This is a genomic window from Roseovarius albus (genome assembly GCF_900172335.1).
GTDB classification, from domain to species: domain Bacteria; phylum Pseudomonadota; class Alphaproteobacteria; order Rhodobacterales; family Rhodobacteraceae; genus Roseovarius; species Roseovarius albus.
The window spans coordinates 62,434-82,658 of record NZ_FWFX01000008.1; the positions used below are offsets into that span (position 1 = coordinate 62,434).

Below are 20,225 nucleotides of genomic sequence, written 5' to 3' on the forward strand. Positions count from 1 at the left end.
ATGACTCGGATCATACGTTACAAATCCCTACCAGCTCAAAGCAATCACAATCGCGACACTGCGATGGGTCTTTAATCTTCTCGCATAACGCAGCGTCCGGCGTGACATCCGGCCCGACACACGGCATCTTGCCGCAACAACAGTCTGAGGCCAACCATGTCAGCATACCCGCATCTTCTCGCCCCTCTTGATCTGGGGCATGTCACGCTCAAGAACCGCGTGCTTATGGGGTCCATGCACACCGGGTTGGAAGAAACCAAAGACTGGAATCGTGTTGCCGAGTTTTACGCCACACGGGCACGCGGCGGCGTTGGCCTGATGGTCACCGGCGGCATGGCCCCAAACCGCGAAGGTGGGGTGTTTCCGGGTGCTGCAGGTTTGTTTTCGGACGAAGACATCGCCAACCACAAGATTGTCACTGACCGGGTGCATGACGCAGGCGGGCGCATTGCCATGCAGATCCTGCATGCAGGTCGTTATACCTACAGCCCTGATTGCGTTGGCCCCTCCCCAATTAAATCGCCGATCTCGCCCTTCCCACCGAAAGAGCTGGATGAAGAGGGCATCGAAAAACAAATAAGCGACATCGTCACCGCCGCAAGCCGTGCGCGCGAGGCTGGCTATGACGGGGTCGAGATCATGGGCTCGGAAGGGTACTTCATCAACCAGTTCCTTGTCGCCCACACCAACAAACGTACCGACCGCTGGGGTGGTTCCTACGAGAATCGTATGCGACTAGCGACCGAAGTCGTGCGCCGCGCGCGTGAGGCCGTGGGACAGGACTTCATCATCATCTACCGTCTGTCGATGATCGATCTGGTGCCCGATGGATCGACCTTTGAAGAGGTCATCACCCTCGCCAAGGCGATTGAGGACGCCGGTGCCTCGATAATCAACACCGGCATCGGCTGGCACGAGGCGCGTATCCCGACCATCGCCACTTCCGTGCCACGCGCCGCGTTCTCATGGGTGACAAAGAAACTGATGGGCCACGTCAACATCCCCATCATCACCTCAAACCGGATCAACATGCCGGACGTCGCCGAAGATGTGCTGCAACAAGGCTGCGCCGACATGGTCTCGATGGCGCGCCCGTTTCTGGCCGACCCGGATTTTGTCGCCAAGGCCGAGGCCGGGCAATCCAACACCATCGCGCCCTGCATCGCGTGCAATCAGGCCTGTCTCGATCACACCTTCAGTGGCAAGATGTCGACCTGTCTGGTCAACCCCCGCGCTTGTTACGAGACCGAATTGGTGATTGAACCGGCAAAAACCCCTAAAACCATCGCCGTCGTCGGCGCAGGTCCGGCAGGTCTTTCCAGCGCCCTTACTGCCGCTCAACGCGGGCACAAGGTCACCCTGATCGATCGCGCAGATCGCATCGGAGGCCAGCTCAATATGGCGCGACAAGTCCCCGGCAAGGAAGAGTTCCACGGTCTGGTCGACTGGTACGAAAAGATGGTGGCCGACAGTGGCATCACCATAAAACTGGGCAAGACCGCCACACTCGACGATCTGGCGGGTTATGACGAGGTGATCATCGCGACAGGTGTCAGCCCACGCGATCCCGAAATCCCCGGTCAAGACGGCACTAACGTGCTCAGCTACATCGACGTGCTGCGCCACAAGGCTCCGGTTGGCAAACGTGTCGCCGTGATTGGCGCAGGTGGCATTGGTTTTGACGTCTCGGAATATCTGGTTGCGGATGACGAAAGCCTGACTGAGAACCTGCCCGAATGGATGCGTGAGTGGGGCATCACAGACCCGGGTGAACATCGCGGCGGGCTCGCACCCGAAGGCCCCCAACCCGAAGCGGCAGAACGCGAAGTGACGTTGCTCCAACGCAAGGCCGAGAGCCCAGGCAAACGACTAGGAAAAACCACCGGCTGGATTCACCGCATGGCCCTGCGCATGAAAAACGTGCAAATGATTGGCGGCGTGAACTATGAACAAATCACCGATGAAGGCCTGCATATCTCCTTTGGCGAAGCCCGCGAACGCCCGACGTTGATCGAGGCGGATACCATCGTGCTCTGTGCCGGTCAGCTCCCCGAACGGACACTGGCGGATCAACTAATTGCGGCGGGCGCTTCTGTTCATGTCATCGGTGGTGCCGATGTGGCGGCAGAACTGGACGCCAAACGCGCCATCAATCAAGGCACACGACTGGCGGCATCGCTCTAGGGTCAGCCCCAAATAAAATGGCGGGGACAAAGCCCCGCCAGACACCATTTAACTGCACTAATGTCTTAGTCATAAAGCGACTTGGTAAATTTTCATTCAACGTTGATCGTAATGACTTCTGTTGTCACCGGCGGATCATGCGGCACGTGGTTCTGATCCCCCATCACTAGCTGAAGCGTGTGTTTCCCCGGCTCCAGATCCAGCGTCACCTCGGTCTGGCCACCACCAAAGTGGATGTGATTTTCATCTGCTGGCAGGCCATATTCCAATTCATCAGCCCCATCTTCCCCTTCCCCAAGCGGGGGACGATCCAGCAAAATGTGATGGTGGCCGGTGTTTTCTTTTTCAGTCCCTGACGGGGCCACGCCCATGCCGCTCAAACCAAATACAATGGTCACGGGGGATGATACTGTCGACCCATCTTCCAAATTCACAAAATAAACTCTGGCCCCCTCAGGCGCAGGTGTGTCACCGGCAATCGCGGGCGAACACAGTGTCGTGAGGACAGCCAGTGCTGCAATAGTATTCTTCATAGTCACCTCCTATGCTGTTGTCAGCAAGCGCAGAAAGCCTGCGTACTAAGAGAACACACGAGGTTTCAGAATTATTCGGTTCCTGAACAGCAACACGTCAGATCGCGAAATTCGCGCGGGACTGCCCGAGTGCTTTCCCCGCCTGTGGCGGTTTTGCGCGGCGCTGACCGGACAACGGGACCTTGCGGATGATCTGGCGCAGATGACCTGCCTCAGGGCGATCGAAAAGGCTGAACACTTCACCCCTGGCACGCATCTTGATCGCTGGTTGTTTGTGATGGCACGTCGGTTATGGCTCAATGAAATCCGAAAAAACTCGATCCGCCAGTCTGCCGGTTTTGTTCCCACGGAAGAGGTGGATGTTGAAGATAAAAAACCCTCGACCGAGACGAATATTCTCGCGCGCGAAGTGTTTAACAAAATACAATCCCTGCCCGAAGCCCAGCGTGTCACCGCACTGCTGGTCTTTGTCGAGGGTTACAAATATGCCGAAGCGGCCGAAATATTGGACGTTCCGGCCGGTACGATTATGAGCCGCATTTCAGCGGCACGCAAAACACTTGCCGCTCAGATGGAAGCGGCAACAGGAACAGACGGATGACGGCAACGCGACCCCTCTCTGACGAAGATCTCTGCCTCTATCTCGATCAAGAGGCGGATGAAGATCTTGTTGCGCGTGTGGAACAGTCTTTGGAAACAGATTCAGCCCTGCAAGCACGTGTTGCGGAGTTGAAAGATGCCGACAAAGTGTTGATCGGCACCTTTGACACACTTCTAGGCGCGGCCCCTGAAATGCCGGAACTCCCCAAACGCAGTATATCCCGCCAAACCGTCTGGCAGGTCTGTGGCGGCAGCATGGTGGCAGGCGCACTTGTCGGCGTTGGGCTGATGTGGGGCATGCACCATCAAAGCCAAAGCGCGCCCGGTTGGAAAGCCGTGGTCGCGAATTACCAATCGCTTTATGTCACCGAAACGCTTGCCGGTGCCCGCAGCGATACAGAAACCACGCAGGCCAAGCTGGCACAACTATCAGACACACTGGGATTGGACCTCACCAACTTGCCGCAGGTCGATGGCCTGTCCTACGTGCGCGCACAGCAGTTGGGGTTCCACGGCAAACCGCTGGCGCAACTCACCTTCCTGACTGCCGATGGGGGCCCTGTGGCGCTGTGTATCGTCAGAACCGGCAAGCCTGACAGCCCGAACATTATTCCCGAGGTGCTAGAAGGCATGAGCGCCTATAGCTGGAATGAAGATGGGTACGGCGTGCTTTTGATTGGCCCACAGGGAGAAAACAGTTTAGAAAAGGCTGCAGAGCGCTTTCGCGCAGGGCTTTTTGCCACTTAGAACAGGGACAATTTCGCACTGAATTCAGGCATCTGATCGTTCACGTGCCTTCAACGATCCCTTACAAAACCTAGATATTGTCGGGCATACGCCCCAGTTGTGCCCGATTTAAGCGCATTATCAAACCTCAAGCCCAGACGCAGAGGTATGTAGTATATGGATCGCCTTACCGAAATGGAGGCTTTTGCCACAGTAGTTGATCAGGGCGGCTTCACTGATGCCGCTCGTAAGATGGGGATTTCTAAGTCCGCTGTCTCAAAGCACGTGTCGTCGCTTGAAGCGCGTCTGGGTGCGCGCCTTTTAAACCGCACAACACGTCGTGTCAGCCCAACCGAGATCGGTCTGGCCTATTACGACCGCGCATTGCGAGTTCTCAATGATGCTGGTGAGGCTGATGCCTTGGTCAGCTCAATGCAATCTGACCCTTCGGGCCTTTTGCGCATCTCAGTCGCCACCGATTTCGGGGTGAACCACCTCAGCCCGGTTTTGGGGCAGTTTCTCGACGAATTCCCCGATATCACCGTCAACATGGTGCTCAACAACCGCTATGTTGAGTTGATTTCGGAAGGCTTTGACATGGCCATCCGCATTGGTGAGTTGGAAGACAGCACCCTGCGCGCGCGCAAGCTGACGGAAACCACCAAGCGTATGATCGCAAGCCCCGCATATATCGAAAGATATGGCCGACCGACCAAGATTGATGACCTGAACGAGCATAAACTACTGCACTATTCCAGCCAGGCCAACGGCTCGGTCTGGAAACTGACTGCTCCGTCGGGTGAAAAACGTCAGGTCCGTACCGCTGGCGGGCTCTCGGTGAACGATGGGCAATCTTTGCTGAACGCCGCCATCTCTGGCCTTGGGATCGCCTACCTGCCCAGCTTCCTCTATTCCAAAGCGATGGAGGACGGGCAGATTGTGGATGTGATTCCGGATCTGCCGGTAGAAATTCAGGGCATCTATGCGGTCTACCCACCCGGCAGATTCACCCAACCTAAAGTCCGCGCCTTCATTGACTTCTTGGTCAATGCTTTTGCCGAAAAGGGCCCAACTGACTGGTAAAGAAGAATTTCTTATGATCTGCTCAATGGCCGCACATACCCTGTGCGGCCATATCTGTTGAAGCGCAGGCATTTTTCCCTTCATTTAGAGCCAAGCCAAATGAAAGGAATTTCTAATGTCCAACCCGACCCTTCTGACGATCTCGGGCTCCCTACGTAAAGGGTCCTATAATCGTATGCTGCTCACCCATGCCGCCGCTGCATTTGGTGAGGCAACCGTTGTCGATGCCGATCTGAACCTTCCTCTCTATGACGGGGATGTAGAAGCCAACGAAGGTATTCCCGCTGCAGTGCAAACGCTTGTCGACCAGATCACACAGGCAGACGCGATTGTCATCGCCGCACCTGAGTACAACAAAAGCATCAGTGGCGTTCTGAAAAATGCCATCGACTGGGTCAGCCGCGTTCCTGACGGCGTTCTTGCCCAAAAGCCGGTTGTGGTGCTCTCAGCCGCCGCGGGTCGCACTGGCGGCGAAACAGCCCAGTTCGTCACCATGCAAGTCCTGCTGCAACTGCAGGCCCACATCATCCCTGGTCCTGCCGTTTTGGTCGCCGCTGCAATGAATGAATTTGATGCTGAAGGTAACCTGCCGAACGAGCACTATCAGAAAGCCATCGCTGGCAAGATGCAGGCACTTCGGGCGGCCATCGAATAGAAACCCGTTCTGCCCGAGAACATAAGTCCAGTGCGGCGATATTTGTACAAAACCCACGTACAATTTGTACAAGTTGCACAAGAAAAGGCAGCGTCACACGCTGCCTTTTCTTTGATCTGGTTAGGCGAAAATGATCACGCTTTCGCACGTTCCCCTTTAGGGTCGTACATTGGTTTCAAGCTGGCTTCGGCTTTCACCTTTACGCCGCAAACGTCGATCTCGTACGTCGAGGCCAGAACATCAGCGGCCTTTTCCCCTTCACAAGGCACATACCCCAAACCAACAGCTGCTCCGAGCGTGTGACCGTAGTTGCCAGAACTCAGGTATCCAACGTATTCACCATCACGAATAATCGGTTCGTTGTGGAACAGCAGTGGCTCTGAATCAGTCAGTTTAAACTGTACCATGCGGTTTTTAGGGCCACTTTCCTTGCGCTCAATCACCGCTTCACGGCCAATGAAATCGCACCCTTTATCGACCTTAACCGCAAAACCAAGACCGGCATCAACAACGTGATCTTCGCAGGTGATGTCATGGCCAAAGTGCCGGAAGCCTTTTTCGATCCGGCAGCTGTCCATCATGTGCATCCCGCAAAGTTTCAGGTCCATATCCTGACCCGCGGCATGCAACGTCTCAAACGCATGACCAGCCATATCGGATGAGACGTAGATCTCCCAACCCAGCTCGCCGACATAAGTCACACGGTGAGCGCGCGCGAGTCCCATGCCCAGCTCGATTTCTTGCGCGGTGCCAAACGGGTTATTTACATTCGAAAAGTCCGCAGGCGACACTTTCTCCAGTAGCTTGCGCGCATTTGGCCCCATGATGGCCAATACGCCTTCGCCAGAAGTGACATCGGTGATCACCACGTTGAAGTTGCCTTTATGGCGCATCATCCAGGTTTGATCTGCCAGACGTGTCGCTGCTGGTGTCACCACCAGATACGATGTTTCGGTTAGACGTGTAACGGTTACGTCCGCTTCGATTCCACCAGTGCGGTTCAGGAATTGAGTGTAGACAATCTTACCATTTTCTACCGAATAGTCGCCGCCGCCGATGTAGTTCATGAATGCTTCGGCATCAGGGCCTTCGACCCGGATTTTGCCAAAAGACGACATGTCGTACATACCAACGTTTTCGCGAATCGCGCGGTGTTCGGCAGCAGAGTTTTCAAACCAGTTTTGGCGCTTCCAGCTGTATTGGTATTCGCGCTCCTGTCCTTCGTTGGCAAACCAGTTAGCGCGTTCCCAACCGGCGATCTCTCCCATCACCGCACCTTGCTCCAGCAAGTGATGGTGGAACGGTGTCCGGCGCACGCCGCGTGCGGTGGCCTTTTGCCGATAGGGGAAGTGATCAGCATAAAGCAAGCCCAGTGTTTCTTTTGAGCGCTCATAAAGGTATTGCTTGTTTCCCTGGAAGGGCTGCATCCGGCTGACGTCTACATCGCCCAGATCGAAAGGTTTTTCACCCGTATCCATCCATTCCGCCAGCGCCATACCAGCGCCGCCCGCGGATTGAATGCCGATCGAATTGAAGCCCGCTGCGACCCAGACGTTGTCCATCTCAGGCGCAAGGCCCAGATGATACGCGTCATCCGGTGTGAAGGATTCGGGACCGTTAAAGAAAGTATGAATCCCCGCCTCAGCCAGCAGTGGCACGCGGTTACAAGCGTGTTCCAAAATCGGCTCGAAATGGTCGAAATCTTCCTGCAGTTGGTCAAATTCGAATGTGTCCGGAATACCATCCATTGCCCAAGGTTTCGCGTTTGGCTCAAACGCACCTAATAGGATCTTACCCGCGTCTTCCTTGTAATAAGCACACTCATCTGGCACCCGCAGAACGGGCAATTGAGTCATGCCTTCGATATTCTCAGTCACGATGTAGAAGTGCTCGCAAGCATGCAGCGGCACGTTTACACCCGCCATCCGGCCAACCTCGTGACCCCACATGCCCGCGCAGTTAACGACCATGTCACATTCGATGTGGCCACTGGAGCTGCCGTCGTCGGCAACCCAGTCCACACCGGTCACGTTGCGGCCCTCTTTGGCAATGCCGGTCACCTTGATACGTTCTTTGACCAACGCACCATTTTGACGCGCGCCCTTGGCCAGCGCCAATGCAATGTTGGCCGGGTCCCCCTGCCCATCCAGCGGCAAATGAACCGCGCCCTTGACATCTTCAACGTTCAGATGAGGATAGAGTTCTACAACACGCTCGTTGGAAATCTCTTCGACCTCCACTCCAAAAGCGCGTGCCATCGCTGACTGACGATAGATCTCTTCCTTGCGCTCTTCGGTCAGCGCCACGGTGATTGATCCGTTGCGCTTAAACCCGGTGGCCACGCCGGTCTCTTCCTCCAGCGACCAGTAAAGCTCCTGACTGTATTTCGCCAGCTTGGTCATGTTCGCGGTCGCACGCAGCTGCGCGATCAGACCCGCAGCGTGCCAAGTTGTGCCACTGGTCAGTTGTTTGCGCTCCAGCAACACAACATCTTTCCAGCCTTTCTTAGCCAAGTGGTACGCGACCGAGCAGCCAATCACGCCGCCGCCAATGATCACAACACGTGCTTTCTGAGGAAGACTCATTTCATTCTCTCCTTGATCCCGACTTAGCCTGCCACCCTGAAAAAGGTCGGACTGATGGCCGTGAATTTTCCTTACGTTGTCACAATCTATCCCCCGGCATACGGCTTGAATCGTCATTTGCACCGAAGATTTCGCCAAACCCGAGACAAGTTTCCACCCGTGAGCAACAGGTGAAATGGTCTGTGACCGGACGTCTCAACCCGTCAAACTTGGCCAGGCTGCCTTCCACATGGAGACTGAAACACGAGGCTACCTCCAATGCGCGCTGAATGCATTGATCAATTGGGTTCTGAACCGCGCTGAGGAAGGTGGTGAACTTGGCCACTTAGTCGATGCAGGGAAGCCATTGCCGTTGGGGTCATCCGGCAAAGACCCAGCAATAGATTGGTCGTTCAGACCGTCTCGAGCAAAACCGCCTGCAGTGATCTAGTAGCAAAACATCAACGCCTCACAGACTCGCTTGATAGAACTACCCACCTTGGAAAAGCACAAGGCAGAGATGAAGATCTTCGCTAATCTTCAAATGCGGTTCGCTAAGGAAGTGGAAGCGTTTCAACAATACCGTTAACGCAGACTTGGCTTTCTCAATCGCACATGTTTGCCCGTAAGATTCGTAACCTCGAAAGGATCTCGACGCTTCAATCCAGAACGCGCGGGCTCGCTTGCGGGTTCCTTGATATTTGTCGCCAGCCCAATCATCTGGAGCGCCTTAATAAACACAAAACCCAGATCGGTTTGCCCAACCTCCACCCCAAGCTTGGCAGAATGTGGAAAAGCATGATGATTGCCGTGCCAACTTTCTCCGAAGGTCAAGACCCCCAGCCGTGGTAGGTTATATCCTTGGACGAGCAGCCCCTGAATCTCCCATCCCTGATGGCCTCGTTTGTGCGCCACATGTCCAACCGCCCAATGGCCGACCAATGATACAGAAACGCGCAAACATACCCCCCACAGCACCCAGCCGATGCCGCCAAAGGCAAACAAGATCACTGCAATAGGAAGCTGTTGAGCCATCCAGGTAGATACAAGGAAGCGATAGGACCGGTCATTCGCAACGTGGTCTTCGATCCGAAATTCGGGCGGGTACTCTTGCATCATGTACCTGCCTCCAATCTGCATTAGCGACATTGTTAATGCCCGTTTCGATTAATTTTCACCCAGTTTAGTCAAAAATTTGACGGCGAATTCGTATAAATAGGATGCTTTCTTCAGCATTTTCGAGTGATGACGCGCTGCGTACAGCACTCCGCTTGGAGATGGCGCAACGGACTGGTCAGGGATTTTCAGCCATCTTTCGCTGACGCCGCACCGCCTGAGGGGTGACGTTGAACAAAGCGCGATAGTGGCGGGTAAAACCGCTGGGAAATCCGCAGGCCAAGGCGATTTCGCTGATTGGCATGGTTGTATTCAAAAGCAGGTTATTTGCCTGATTAAGGCGCAAAGCACGGTAGTATTCTGTTGGGCGCGTGCTCAGCTTGTCGCGAAAGCGTCGCTCAAGTGAACGGCTTGAAACCCCGATCAACCGAACCAGTTCGGCAATCGGCAAAGGTTCTTCGATATTGGCTTGCATCAGTTCGATACATTCATCCAACTCCTTGTCACCGGTCAACACAATGCGTTTACCACCATAAGGCTGCAATGTGCCCAGATCGCGAATCCGGTCATGCAAAAGAATGTCTGCCACCGTGGAAACCGTTGCTGACGGAATGTGTCGCGCCATAATCGTCAGGGTCACATCAACGGTCGATCCCATTCCAGCGCTGGTGATAATCTGGCCGCGCTCAGTAGCCAGCACCTGCGTGCCATCGCCAAGTCCAATTTGCTCTTGCAGCAGTGCGCGGTTTTCCCAATGGGTGGTCAGATCCGGATCACCGCGCTCCTCGATGAAACGGCTTGCAGCTTCGGCCAGCAAGATCACCTTGCTGTTACGTGCCACATAGACATCAATCACCCGCCCCATCGAAAGCCCTGAGCAGCCCGGATCGGAATTGCCCAGAACAAAAACATAATTCGCATCCGGACGGCTCTCAAACGGTACAGTTTCGACCACCGCGTCCGACAAACAGCGGATCGGTCCACCCTCACGTGACAATGATCGCCATTTGAACACCGGACGCAAAGACACGCGATTGGCCAACCGCAATTGATCGACCACCGCAGTGTATTCAGTTAACACAAAGCCATCGACTAACAGCAGATCAACGGTCACCAAGGGGGGGGTATGATCAGCAGCCGGATTCACTTACACGCCTCGCTCCGAGTTTGCGCCAAACCGGCGCGCCAATTCGGCAATATGGGCAGGGCCCACTTCACAGCACCCGCCAACCATCGTCGCCCCTGCGTCACACCAGTTTTGTGCAAACTCTGCATAGCGATCAGGCCCCAGGTCGGTACGGGTCTGCAGAATATCCACCGTGGCCCCGATTGAATCAAAATCGGCGGCAATTCCGGTAAAGCCGTTGGCATAGGCACCGACAGGTGCGCCAAGCTTGACCAGTTCAGGGATCGCCATGGTCACTGCCTCAGGCACCGAGCAGTTGACCAACAACGTCGCTGGCTTGAACTCATTGACCAGAGGCGCCAGATCGCTCAGGGCTTCGCCAGAGCGCAACTTTCCACCATCGTTGTCATCCACAGACACAGAAAGCCAGACAGGCTTGCCTGTGACGCTCGCTCCCATCAAACCACCACGCGCCTGATCGACCGAGGACATTGTTTCCAGAACATGCACATCCACATAATCCGCATGAATGCGAGCCAGCGGCGCATAGCCCTCAGCCGCCTGATCTGAAGGAGGGGCCTTGTCCGGCTGATAGGAAAACCCCATCGGTCCCAAAGATCCGGCCACCAAGCCACGTCCGGCCGCGTCACGCGCCTCGCATGCCAACCTACAAGACAGATGCGCCAGTTCTTCGAGACGTTCCAGAATGCCATGCGTTTCCAGACGATCCGGCAGCACTGAATAGCTATTGGTCGTGGCTACATCTGCACCGGCTGCAAAAAAATCGTCGTGCACCGCACGCACCAGCTCTGGATTATCCAGCAGGGCTTGGACAGACCAAAGCGAGGTCGCCTTGCCAGCCCGGGCAATCAGCTCTTGGCCCATGCCGCCATCCAGAATCGATATAGCGCTCACTTGTGGCACTCCTGTTGTCTTGACCCGATGCTTTTACGCGTCCTTGGTATCCCAAGGCAATAACACCAGCTTGCCTGGAAGGCGTTTGGCTGCAAATTCTTCTTGTGCGTCCGCAATTTGTTGCAATGGGTAGGTTTTTGACACCAAGGGGCGCAAGGCTCCCTTATTGATCAGATCCACCAGTTTCCCGAACACCTCACGTGACTGATAGGTCGAACCAAAGATGGTCAGGTCGTTCAGATAGATTGTCCTCAGGTCTGCTTCAACAATCGGGCCGGCAATTGCGCCTGACGTGGCATAACGCCCACCGGGGCGCAGTGCATCGATCAGCTTGCCCCAATCAGGCCCGCCAACCAGATCAATCACAACCTGCACCGATTGTTCACCCGGGGTGTCCCCGCGCCCCAGAATGTCAATGGCACCAGCCTCTCGCACCATCTCTGCTTTCGACGGGCTAGTTTGGGCCAAAACATGCGCTCCGCGCAGGGCCGCCAGTTGCACCGCTGCCATGCCCACGCCGCCGGATGCCCCGGTGATCAGAACGGTCTCACCCTCTTTCAGACCTGCACGTTCCAATAGCCCCATCGCGGTGCCAAAGGCGCAAGGCATGGCCCCGATCTCGATGTCGCTGAGCGGCGATGAGCTGACATCGTAAAGCTGATCTGCGGCCACGCAGCAATACTGGGCAAAGGCCCCATCATATTCGGATCCCAGCGCCTGAAATCCAAAAGGGTTTTCATCCGTTGGGTGCGGTTGATTGATTGGGCAGGTGACACGTTGGCCAATCGAAAATGCACTAGCATCCGCCCCCAAGGCCACAACCTCACCACACAGATCTCCACCTTGAATGCGCGGGAACTGCAACGCTCCGCCCCAGCCACCCGACTCGACCTCTTCGTCAACGGAATCTGTCGCACCAGTCACTTCCTTGGCGTACCAGCCGATACGTGTGTTGATGTCGGTGTTGTTCACGCCAGCGGCCAACACCTTGACCAACACCTCGCCGGCATCCGGCTGAGGCACGGGTATATCTTCACGCCACTCCAAAACCTCGGGGCCTCCGTGGCCTGTCAGATAGACGCCGCTCATTGTGGTGGGAAGTGTCATGCTCGACCTCTTTACTTCACATCGTCTGGATGTGGTGGAACTGGTCCCATTGGAACAATGTCATATTTTCCGTTCAGCGCGGCCATCTTCGCATCGTCCGCAAAGTCCGCATCATCCATCGTTCCAAGCTCGGCCAGGAAACCATCAAAGCCAGCTGGTTGAAAGATCATCAGCATTTTAGCGGGCTTTCCCCCTGCCACCTTGCACGCATGCGGCACCTTGGGCGGCACATGCATCGTTGTGCCCGGCCCACATCGGTGCCAATCGCCATCAACATAGAAATCCACTTCGCCTTCGAGAAAGTAAAATGTCTCGGCATGGCTGTCGTGGCGGTGCAAACCAAGCGCAAAGCTGGTCTTGAGGTTATCCTCCATCAGCGTATAGGCTCCGCCGGTGTCTTCGGCCGAGACCTTCACGAAGGTGTGGTCATTTTCCCAATCATAATTTGGCCCCTCGCCCGGGCCCAATGTCGCATAACGCTTACTCATGATTGTGCTCCGGTCAATTCTGCTGAGATATATCTGGCCACTCAAGTTGGCAGCTTGGCACTTCTACTTGATGATTGCCACAACAAGTTCCTAACAATGGTTGACGGAACTTCGGGATTACGGACAATTTAAATTAGTGGTTTGACTATTGCCGGCTCAGCGCAACCTTGAGCCCAAGGAGGACCAGAATGCTACCACCCAAGCGTTGCGAGATACGATTACCCGACCCAGACTTTTTGAAAAATGCAGTCACCTTCTCGGCCAGAACGACACACATGACATCCGCGCTTGAGAACATTATATTAACGACCGTTCCCAAGACCAGCAACTGCGCCCAGATGGCCATCGTTGCGGTTGGATCGGTGAACTGCGGCAGGAAGGCGACGTAGAAAATCGCTGTCTTGGGGTTGAGCACCTCTACCGTTACGCTTTCCCAAAAGGCCCGGCGCGGGCTTTTGGCATCAACCTTGAAATTGGCCCCGGGCAGCGCCGCCTTGGTTGTGATCATCTTGTAACCCAACCAGATCAAATAGGCCGCACCCCCAAATTTCAGCACCGCATAGAGCACCGGAACCGCCTTGAAGAGCACCGCCAGGCCAAGAGCTGCGGCAAAGACATGCACGTACCCGCCCAGGTGAATACCCAGCGCCGCATACCACCCCGCCCTCTGCCCCCGCGCAATGGTCTGCGCGGCCGCATAAAGCATCGACGGCCCCGGCATGTAGGCGAATACGCTTGTGGCAATGACGAAGGCAATCAGGAGGTCGACGGATGGCATGTCTGGTAGCCTTTCAAAAGTAATACATCCGATGATTAACGACCAAAGACTGTAAGATCAAACACCCAGTATTGCTGCGAATGTCTACTCACATTACACTATCGATAATCAACGCCACATTGAGTCGAAAAAACGTTATGACTGCCAACCAAATTGCTATGATTGTTTTTCCAATCGGAATTTTGCTTTTCGTGGGTTACTTAATCACCGTGATGAAACGGGCAAACAAACAAGCCCCGCGCCAAACTCACACCCCACACGCTCCACCCACCGGGGTTGATGTTTACGAAATGACACGCAGCAAATTGCAAAGCCATGCAGGGAATGATCGGTAAGGTCCTACTTTACAACAATTTCTAGGCTGCATTGCGGCCATTCCTTTAGAACACTGTATGCTAAAATCCAAAACAAAAGACCTCGGCAGTTGCCGGGGCCTTCTGTCATTCAAGCTTGCATCAAGTTCAGGCGCGCAGGCGTTCGTTGGCCGGATCCCACATCGGTTGATCCTCCTGCACAACCGCCTTGCATTTTACGCCATAGATCTCGACCTCCAGCTCGGTACCCGGCACAGCCAGATCGGTGCGTACCATGCCCAGCGCGATGCTGGAGTTCACGCGGTAGCCCCAGGCACCCGAAGTGGTTTCGCCGACGATCTCATCACCATGTGAAATGCATGACATGTAAGGCGCGTCCGCATTACCAGCGTCAACCTTTAGCGTGACAAAGGCTTTCTTGCGGCCTTGCTGCTTTTCAGACTGAATCGCTGCTTTGCCGGTAAAGTCCTGCGGCTTATCGAGCTTGACGAAGCGCTCCAGACCACCTTCGAGCATCGAATAATCAGTGCTCAGGTCGCCCTTCCATGCGCGGTAACCTTTTTCGATCCGCAAGGAGTTCAACGCGTACATGCCGAACGGCTTGGCGCCTGCACCAAAGATCGCCTCGTAGATGGCTGGCATGTCTTCGTTGGCGGCGTGAACCTCCCAACCCAACTCGCCGGTGAAGCTCACTCGGATCAGGAAAGCATCCTTGCCTGCAACCTTGGCCCACTGATGTGTCAGCCAGCCTTGGCTCAGATCGGCATCGGTCAAACCGGCCAGAACATCACGAGAGGTCGGGCCCGCCACCAGAAGCGCATCACGATCATTGGTGGTTTCCGTAACGGTCACGCCAGCAGGCACCGAATTGCGCACCATGTCACCATCGTGCCACTGCGCTGTTGCCGCCGTGATCAGGACAAAGCTGTCTTCCTCCAGGCGGATGCAGGAGAATTCGGTCACGATCCGGCCACGGCTGTCGGCCACGTAAACCAGATTGATCCGACCCACTTTAGGCAGACCACCGGTTACGAAACCGCGTAGCCACTCGTCAGCGCCTTCGCCCTTGACCCACAGGCGGGTAAAGCCCGGCAGGTCCAGAACGCCACAGGCATCGCGCACCGCTTCGCACTCTTCCTTGATGCGTTGCTCCCACGGGCCGGAGCGGCCCCATGTGTGTGTCGAGGCCTCAGAGGTGTCGTCACCCGGCTGCGCAAACCAGTTGGCACGTTCCCAACCGTTATAAGCGCCCATGACGCCGCCCAGTTTTTTGACCCTGGCGTGGTTTGGCGACAGCTTCTTGTCGCGCGCTGCTGGCCATTCATGCTGAGGGAAATGCATGGCGTATTCGTTACCGTAAACTTCCATGCCTTTCTGGTTGCAGTAGTCCTGATCGGTATAGTCGGTGTAACGGCGCGGATCGACAGCCCACATATCCCACTCGGTATGACCATCAACGATCCATTCCGCCAGAACTTTACCTGCGCCACCGCCTTGCGCGATCCCGAAAGTAAAGACGCAAGCCTCAAAGGCATTTTTTACACCTGGCATTGGGCCGATCAGCGGCAGGCCATCCGGCGCATAAGGGATCGGTCCGTTGATCACGCTGCTGACACCCGAGGACGCCATCAGCGGCACCCGCTCCATCGCGTCGGTCACGATGTCTTCAATCCGGTCTAGATCGTCCTGCCAAAGCTGGAAGCTGAAGTCGTCCGGCATCTGATCGTCTTCGGTCATCCAGTGACCTTTGCAGTTCGGCTCGTATGGACCGAGGTTGTAACCGTTCTTTTCCTGACGCAGGTAGTAAGACACATCTACGTCACGGATCAGCGGCAGCTTGCCGCCATGCTCTTTTGACCAGGCTTCGACCTCTGGGATCTGCTCGGTCAGCAGGTACTGGTGGCTCATCACCATCATCGGCACGGTACGACCGCCATAAGGCTTGAACCATTCACCAACGCGTTGTGCATAGTAACCAGCCGCGTTGACGACATAGTCACACTCGATGTCGCCCTTTTCGGTGTGCACAACCCATGTGCCATCATCGTTCTGCGTGACACCAGTGGCTGGGCAGAAACGGATGATTTTCTGGCCCATGTCGCGGGCACCTTTGGCCAATGCTTGAGTCACCTGTGCCGGGTCGATGTCACCATCGCTTGGATCCCAAAGAACACCTTCCAGATCGTGGGTTTCCAGGAACGGATAGCGCGCTTTCGCCTCTTCCGGCGTCCACATTTCCATCTCGATGCCCTGATAGCGGCCCATCGACAAGGCGCGCTCAAATTCCTGCATCCGCTCTTTGGTGTGCGCCAGACGGATCGAGCCCGACTGGTGATAGTTCATCGGATAATCAACCTCTTCGGCCAAACCGCTGTACAGTTCGGTCGAATAGCGCTGCATGTTCATAATCGACCAGCTGGTCGAAAAGGTCGGCACGTTGCCCGCCGCGTGCCATGTGGAACCAGCCGTCAGCTCGTTCTTTTCCAGCAGCACACAGTCCGTCCAGCCCTTTTTGGCCAGATGGTACAAAGACGAACAGCCAACGACGCCGCCCCCAATGATTACAACCTTTGCTTTGGTTGGTATGTCAGCCATGAGTCAATTCCTTATTCATAGGTGTCATATTGTGGTGCGGAACAAGAGATGTCGTAATGGTCCCCCTTGTCCGCCAAAAAGATGTGTTTTCCAGTTTTCAATCCGGTGGGTTGGGTCAAAGTCCCGGCCCCGATTGCGATGCGGCCTTTACCCAAGCGTTCAAAGAACAGACTTGATCCGCACTCTGTGCAAAATCCGCGACGTGCGATGTCAGAGGAAGCATACCATTTCAGGCTGTCTTGCCCCTTGATAGTAACCGCATGCAAAGGTACGGAAACTGACGCCCAAGCATGCCCACTTGTCCGCTGGCATTGCCCGCAATGGCAAATAGTCACGTCTGGGAACTCCGCCTCGACTTCATAAGTCACAGCGCCGCATTCGCATGTTCCGTTGCTTTTCATCGGCCTATTCCCAAACCAACCGGGCCGCCAGCCCGGTAAACATGATCGCCGACAGCCTGTTTAACAGACGGCTTTTCGCCCGCAGGACATGTGCGAACACCCCAGCAGCGGCTCCAAGCGACAGCGAAAACGCCATGCCGAATGCCAGAAAAATTGCCCCCAGAACTACGATCTGCATCCACATCGGCCCAATCGTAGGATCGGTAAACTGGGGGATAAAGGCAAAGATAAAGAGTGCAGTCTTGGGGTTCAGCACATTGGTGACAAAACCACGTCGGATCGCGCGGCCAACGCTGACCGCAGCCCGGCCCTCGCCCAGATCTCCGCTCGCGCGCCACGCCTGCACCGCCAGAAATACGAGATACGCCGCCCCGGCATATCGGATCGCATCATACGCCAAGGGCCACGCCAGCAGCAGCGCGGACAGGCCTGCCGCGGCCATCACAACATGCAGAGCGACACCCAGATTGACGCCCAGCGCCGCAGCCATGCCAATACGGGATCCACTGCTGATTCCACTGGCAGAGACAAAGATAAAATCTGCCCCCGGTGTCAGGTTCAGCAAAATCCCGGCGCCGATGAAGGTCAGCAAAACCGCGGGGTCAAACCCTGTCAGAACGTCCCACATCACGATTCTCCCACAATCGGTAGACCATCAGCGATATCGTAGTAATCACCCTTGCTGGCCACGAAGATGTGCTTTTGCAGCTTGATTTCGCTATCGTCGTTCAACGATCCAAGCGAGAAACTGATGGTGTCCTCATCATGCGCTTGCCAGAACAGGGACGATCCACATTTTGGGCAAAATCCGCGGCGCGCCTCTTCGCTGGCTTCAAACCAGCGCACCGGGCCTTTGATGGTGATCAAGTCTTCAAGCACATAAGCCGAGGCCCACAGGTGGCCGGATTGCCTGCGACATTGGCTACAATGGCAGACCGACGCACCCTGCGGCTTACCTTCGACCTCATAGGAAACCGCTCCGCACAAACATTGTCCCTGCATCATTGGCCCTCTCCTTTAACCTGCGGCAATGTATCCGCGATCTTGTAGTAATCGCCGTTGTTCTCGACGTGGATGCGCCGATCCAGATACAGATTTCCTGTGCCTTCCAGCGCGCCCAGAGCGATGCGAATGTGGTCGCTTTCATCTTCGCGCCAGATCAGCCCTTCATCTGTCGTAAATCGAACCGACGTATCTTTGGCCCGGACCGCTGCAAAATAGTGCCCGGTTTGACGGCAACATTGCTTGCAATGGCACGCACGGGGGTCCGCCTGCCTGCCAGACACCTCAAAGGTGACTGCGCCACAGAGACACATTCCATCACGCATCTTCGGCCCCGCTGAACTGTTGGTGTTGCGGAAGTCCGTCTTCGATCTGGTAATACGCGCCCTTATCCTCGACAAAGACATGGCTTTCCACTCGCAAGCCGCTTGGTTCCTCCAAGACACCCATGGCAATGGCGGTCCGGTCCTGCCCTTCGGGTTTCCAAAAAAGAGACGATCCGCATTGATCGCAAAAGCCTCGTTTTGCCGTGTCGCTTGATTGATACCAGCGCAGACCGTCGTCGCATGTGAATGTGATTTCATCATCAGGTGCGGATGTTGCGGCCCAGAAATGGCCTGACGTGATCCGGCATTGTCTGCAGTGACAGGCAATCGCGGGCCGCAACGGGCCCGTGATTTCAAAGGCCACAGCGCCGCACAGACAGCTTCCTCTTTGCATCAGGCTCTCCCTGGTGTTGCCGCGGCGCCCAGGAGCACGCCGTAAATGATGAAACAAATTGCCAAACCGCGACGCAGCCAAACATTGAACACTGCCCCAAGTGCTGCACGCCCCAGCCCTGCTCCCAGCGCAGTGTAGGTCAGATAACTGAGTGCCGTCAGGCTCAGCGCGGTAGGAAAAATCACCCACATCTGCGCACCAATCGGCACTCCGGGCTGCACAAATTGACTGAACGCCGCCAGATATCCTGCCACGCTTTTAGGATTGATCACGGCAATTGCAAAAGCCCGCCAGTAGATTGAACCACCGGTTTGCGCGTTTGCCTGCACCGGACGGCGGGCCGTTATCCAGCTGCGCACACCAAGATAAATCAGGAACCCAGCGCCGATGATTTTCAACGCCTGAAAGGCCAAGGGAGAAGCCGCGATCAGGGCTGTGACCCCAACCGCTGACAGACTGAGAAACAGCGCCGCCTGCGTCAGGATAGCAGCCACCCCCGGCAGGCTGCGGCGAAAGCCGAGCGTCATGCCATTGGTGATGCAATTTACCGCATTGGGCCCCGGCGTGACCACAAAGACCAGCCAGAACAGCGCGAATATGATCCAGGCGTCAATACTCATATCACACCCTCAATACACCGGCGGTGCGATGACCCAGATCGCAACAGCAGGTTCGTCATAAGGGTTGATCCATTCATGCAGTTCTCCGCGGATGCGGAAACTGTCACCGGGGTTGATGGTAAATCGTTTGCCGTCGATCAGCAGATCCAGTTTGCCCGACAGAACGTAACCTACCTCCTGCGTCGGGCGTTGCACGGGGGCCGCGATCCGGCTGTGCGGCTTAAAGGTGGAATGCACCATTTCAAAATCGTCAGTCAGATCCGGTGACAAAAGTTCCTCCACTAGTCCGGCTTCACCCGAGCCGATCTGCCGGCGCGCGCTTTCGCGCACCACAAATCCGGCTTCATCAGCAGGTGCCGTGGGTTGGCCAAAAAGCATCGACAGCGGCACATTCAATGCAATGCCGATCTGGCGTAGGTCTTCAATGGAGGGCTCTGACTTGTCGCGCTCAACCTGGCTCAGCCACCCGACCGAGCGTCCCAACTTTTCCGCCAACGCACTGAGCGTCACGCCACGCGACTTCCGCAATGTGCGCAGATCAGCCCCGAGTGTCTGTGTACGGCTGATATCGCGTTGGTGCATGACGGCTGCTTTCATGAAAATAGTCTCTCGAATTTCACGATGCGCTGCTTTCGTGAAATTTTCAAACACTTTTTCACGCAGCGGTGCAGCAACCCTTTGTAGACGAGTAAAATAAT

General features: G+C 55.7%; 21 protein-coding genes. 5 read left to right on the forward strand and 16 right to left on the reverse strand.

The window, feature by feature from the left end; all coding sequences use genetic code 11:
* The first annotated feature begins 156 nt into the window (after nucleotides 1-156).
* A complete protein-coding gene (locus ROA7450_RS13135; protein WP_085806311.1) occupies nucleotides 157-2,184 on the forward strand; it encodes an NADPH-dependent 2,4-dienoyl-CoA reductase in 2,028 nt (675 codons plus the stop codon).
* 92 nt (nucleotides 2,185-2,276) lie between these two features.
* Here ROA7450_RS13135 and ROA7450_RS13140 read toward each other — a convergent pair whose 3' ends face one another.
* Nucleotides 2,277-2,717 carry a DUF4399 domain-containing protein gene (locus ROA7450_RS13140; protein ID WP_085806312.1) on the reverse strand — a complete coding sequence of 147 codons (441 nt, stop codon included), beginning with the start codon at nucleotides 2,715-2,717 and terminating at the stop codon, nucleotides 2,277-2,279.
* A 121-nt stretch (nucleotides 2,718-2,838) separates the two neighbouring features.
* Here ROA7450_RS13140 and ROA7450_RS13145 point away from each other — a divergent pair, with 121 nt between their 5' ends.
* The 4 genes from ROA7450_RS13145 (at nucleotide 2,839) to ROA7450_RS13160 (ending at nucleotide 5,781) form a co-directional block, all read left to right on the forward strand.
* Nucleotides 2,839-3,318: an RNA polymerase sigma factor gene (locus ROA7450_RS13145; protein WP_085806313.1), complete on the forward strand. Its 480-nt coding sequence runs from the start codon at nucleotides 2,839-2,841 to the stop codon at nucleotides 3,316-3,318.
* Nucleotides 3,315-4,064: an anti-sigma factor family protein gene (locus tag ROA7450_RS13150; RefSeq protein WP_085806314.1), complete on the forward strand. Its 750-nt coding sequence runs from the start codon at nucleotides 3,315-3,317 to the stop codon at nucleotides 4,062-4,064. Before ROA7450_RS13145 ends, ROA7450_RS13150 begins: the two co-directional genes overlap by 4 nt.
* Before the next feature lie 156 nt (nucleotides 4,065-4,220).
* Nucleotides 4,221-5,126 (forward strand): LysR family transcriptional regulator, encoded by a 906-nt coding sequence (locus ROA7450_RS13155; protein WP_085806315.1) that lies wholly within the window; start codon nucleotides 4,221-4,223, stop codon nucleotides 5,124-5,126.
* Between the two features lie 115 nt (nucleotides 5,127-5,241).
* A complete protein-coding gene (locus ROA7450_RS13160) occupies nucleotides 5,242-5,781 on the forward strand; it encodes an NADPH-dependent FMN reductase (protein ID WP_085806316.1) in 540 nt (179 codons plus the stop codon).
* 134 nt (nucleotides 5,782-5,915) lie between these two features.
* Here the strand turns inward: ROA7450_RS13160 and ROA7450_RS13165 are convergent, their stop codons facing one another.
* The 15 genes from ROA7450_RS13165 to ROA7450_RS13245 all read right to left on the reverse strand — a co-directional run bounded on the left by ROA7450_RS13165 (nucleotide 5,916) and on the right by ROA7450_RS13245 (nucleotide 20,124).
* A complete protein-coding gene (locus tag ROA7450_RS13165) occupies nucleotides 5,916-8,366 on the reverse strand; it encodes a GcvT family protein (protein WP_085806317.1) in 2,451 nt (816 codons plus the stop codon).
* Nucleotides 8,367-8,930: 564 nt separating this feature from the next.
* On the reverse strand, nucleotides 8,931-9,464 hold the full coding sequence (locus ROA7450_RS13175) for a hypothetical protein (RefSeq protein ID WP_085806319.1): 534 nt from the start codon (nucleotides 9,462-9,464) through the stop codon (nucleotides 8,931-8,933).
* A gap of 175 nt (nucleotides 9,465-9,639) precedes the next feature.
* Nucleotides 9,640-10,608 (reverse strand): GlxA family transcriptional regulator, encoded by a 969-nt coding sequence (locus tag ROA7450_RS13180; protein WP_085806320.1) that lies wholly within the window; start codon nucleotides 10,606-10,608, stop codon nucleotides 9,640-9,642.
* Nucleotides 10,609-11,502, reverse strand: a complete 894-nt coding sequence (locus ROA7450_RS13185; protein ID WP_234999518.1) for a homocysteine S-methyltransferase family protein — start codon at nucleotides 11,500-11,502, stop codon at nucleotides 10,609-10,611. It abuts the gene before it with no gap.
* A 33-nt stretch (nucleotides 11,503-11,535) separates the two neighbouring features.
* Nucleotides 11,536-12,609, reverse strand: coding sequence for an alcohol dehydrogenase family protein (locus tag ROA7450_RS13190; protein ID WP_085806322.1), 1,074 nt, complete (start codon nucleotides 12,607-12,609; stop codon nucleotides 11,536-11,538).
* An 11-nt stretch (nucleotides 12,610-12,620) separates the two neighbouring features.
* Nucleotides 12,621-13,097 carry a cupin domain-containing protein gene (locus ROA7450_RS13195; protein WP_085806323.1) on the reverse strand — a complete coding sequence of 159 codons (477 nt, stop codon included), beginning with the start codon at nucleotides 13,095-13,097 and terminating at the stop codon, nucleotides 12,621-12,623.
* Nucleotides 13,098-13,242: 145 nt separating this feature from the next.
* Nucleotides 13,243-13,875, reverse strand: coding sequence for a LysE family translocator (locus ROA7450_RS13200; protein ID WP_085806324.1), 633 nt, complete (start codon nucleotides 13,873-13,875; stop codon nucleotides 13,243-13,245).
* A 461-nt stretch (nucleotides 13,876-14,336) separates the two neighbouring features.
* Nucleotides 14,337-16,784, reverse strand: coding sequence for a GcvT family protein (locus tag ROA7450_RS13210; protein ID WP_085806326.1), 2,448 nt, complete (start codon nucleotides 16,782-16,784; stop codon nucleotides 14,337-14,339).
* Nucleotides 16,785-16,795: 11 nt separating this feature from the next.
* Nucleotides 16,796-17,185 (reverse strand): GFA family protein, encoded by a 390-nt coding sequence (locus ROA7450_RS13215; protein WP_085806327.1) that lies wholly within the window; start codon nucleotides 17,183-17,185, stop codon nucleotides 16,796-16,798.
* 4 nt (nucleotides 17,186-17,189) lie between these two features.
* Complete coding sequence (locus ROA7450_RS13220) at nucleotides 17,190-17,813, reverse strand: LysE family translocator (RefSeq protein ID WP_085806328.1); 624 nt, start codon at nucleotides 17,811-17,813, stop codon at nucleotides 17,190-17,192.
* Nucleotides 17,813-18,190 carry a GFA family protein gene (locus tag ROA7450_RS13225; RefSeq protein ID WP_085806329.1) on the reverse strand — a complete coding sequence of 126 codons (378 nt, stop codon included), beginning with the start codon at nucleotides 18,188-18,190 and terminating at the stop codon, nucleotides 17,813-17,815. Before ROA7450_RS13225 ends, ROA7450_RS13220 begins: the two co-directional genes overlap by 1 nt.
* Nucleotides 18,187-18,513 carry a GFA family protein gene (locus ROA7450_RS13230; protein WP_085806330.1) on the reverse strand — a complete coding sequence of 109 codons (327 nt, stop codon included), beginning with the start codon at nucleotides 18,511-18,513 and terminating at the stop codon, nucleotides 18,187-18,189. The genes ROA7450_RS13225 and ROA7450_RS13230 overlap by 4 nt, the downstream gene beginning before the upstream one ends.
* Nucleotides 18,506-18,907: a GFA family protein gene (locus ROA7450_RS13235; protein WP_085806331.1), complete on the reverse strand. Its 402-nt coding sequence runs from the start codon at nucleotides 18,905-18,907 to the stop codon at nucleotides 18,506-18,508. The genes ROA7450_RS13230 and ROA7450_RS13235 overlap by 8 nt, the downstream gene beginning before the upstream one ends.
* On the reverse strand, nucleotides 18,907-19,527 hold the full coding sequence (locus tag ROA7450_RS13240; RefSeq protein ID WP_085806332.1) for a LysE family translocator: 621 nt from the start codon (nucleotides 19,525-19,527) through the stop codon (nucleotides 18,907-18,909). Before ROA7450_RS13240 ends, ROA7450_RS13235 begins: the two co-directional genes overlap by 1 nt.
* Before the next feature lie 9 nt (nucleotides 19,528-19,536).
* Nucleotides 19,537-20,124, reverse strand: coding sequence for a helix-turn-helix domain-containing protein (locus tag ROA7450_RS13245; protein ID WP_370738211.1), 588 nt, complete (start codon nucleotides 20,122-20,124; stop codon nucleotides 19,537-19,539).
* Nucleotides 20,125-20,225 lie beyond the last annotated feature (101 nt).

Bases quoted from the DNA above. Each gene is read 5' to 3' on its own strand.
- ROA7450_RS13135 (WP_085806311.1), top strand. From the start codon at position 157: ATGTCAGCATACCCGCATCTTCTCGCCCCTCTTGATCTGGGGCATGTC.
- ROA7450_RS13140 (WP_085806312.1), bottom strand. From the start codon at position 2,717: ATGAAGAATACTATTGCAGCACTGGCTGTCCTCACGACACTGTGTTCG.
- ROA7450_RS13150 (WP_085806314.1), top strand. From the start codon at position 3,315: ATGACGGCAACGCGACCCCTCTCTGACGAAGATCTCTGCCTCTATCTC.
- ROA7450_RS13155 (WP_085806315.1), top strand. From the start codon at position 4,221: ATGGATCGCCTTACCGAAATGGAGGCTTTTGCCACAGTAGTTGATCAG.
- ROA7450_RS13160 (WP_085806316.1), top strand. From the start codon at position 5,242: ATGTCCAACCCGACCCTTCTGACGATCTCGGGCTCCCTACGTAAAGGG.
- ROA7450_RS13165 (WP_085806317.1), bottom strand. From the start codon at position 8,366: ATGAGTCTTCCTCAGAAAGCACGTGTTGTGATCATTGGCGGCGGCGTG.
- ROA7450_RS13175 (WP_085806319.1), bottom strand. From the start codon at position 9,464: ATGATGCAAGAGTACCCGCCCGAATTTCGGATCGAAGACCACGTTGCG.
- ROA7450_RS13190 (WP_085806322.1), bottom strand. From the start codon at position 12,609: ATGACACTTCCCACCACAATGAGCGGCGTCTATCTGACAGGCCACGGA.
- ROA7450_RS13195 (WP_085806323.1), bottom strand. From the start codon at position 13,097: ATGAGTAAGCGTTATGCGACATTGGGCCCGGGCGAGGGGCCAAATTAT.
- ROA7450_RS13200 (WP_085806324.1), bottom strand. From the start codon at position 13,875: ATGCCATCCGTCGACCTCCTGATTGCCTTCGTCATTGCCACAAGCGTA.
- ROA7450_RS13210 (WP_085806326.1), bottom strand. From the start codon at position 16,784: ATGGCTGACATACCAACCAAAGCAAAGGTTGTAATCATTGGGGGCGGC.
- ROA7450_RS13215 (WP_085806327.1), bottom strand. From the start codon at position 17,185: ATGAAAAGCAACGGAACATGCGAATGCGGCGCTGTGACTTATGAAGTC.
- ROA7450_RS13220 (WP_085806328.1), bottom strand. From the start codon at position 17,813: ATGTGGGACGTTCTGACAGGGTTTGACCCCGCGGTTTTGCTGACCTTC.
- ROA7450_RS13225 (WP_085806329.1), bottom strand. From the start codon at position 18,190: ATGATGCAGGGACAATGTTTGTGCGGAGCGGTTTCCTATGAGGTCGAA.
- ROA7450_RS13230 (WP_085806330.1), bottom strand. From the start codon at position 18,513: ATGCGTGATGGAATGTGTCTCTGTGGCGCAGTCACCTTTGAGGTGTCT.
- ROA7450_RS13235 (WP_085806331.1), bottom strand. From the start codon at position 18,907: ATGCAAAGAGGAAGCTGTCTGTGCGGCGCTGTGGCCTTTGAAATCACG.
- ROA7450_RS13240 (WP_085806332.1), bottom strand. From the start codon at position 19,527: ATGAGTATTGACGCCTGGATCATATTCGCGCTGTTCTGGCTGGTCTTT.
- ROA7450_RS13245 (WP_370738211.1), bottom strand. From the start codon at position 20,124: ATGAAAGCAGCCGTCATGCACCAACGCGATATCAGCCGTACACAGACA.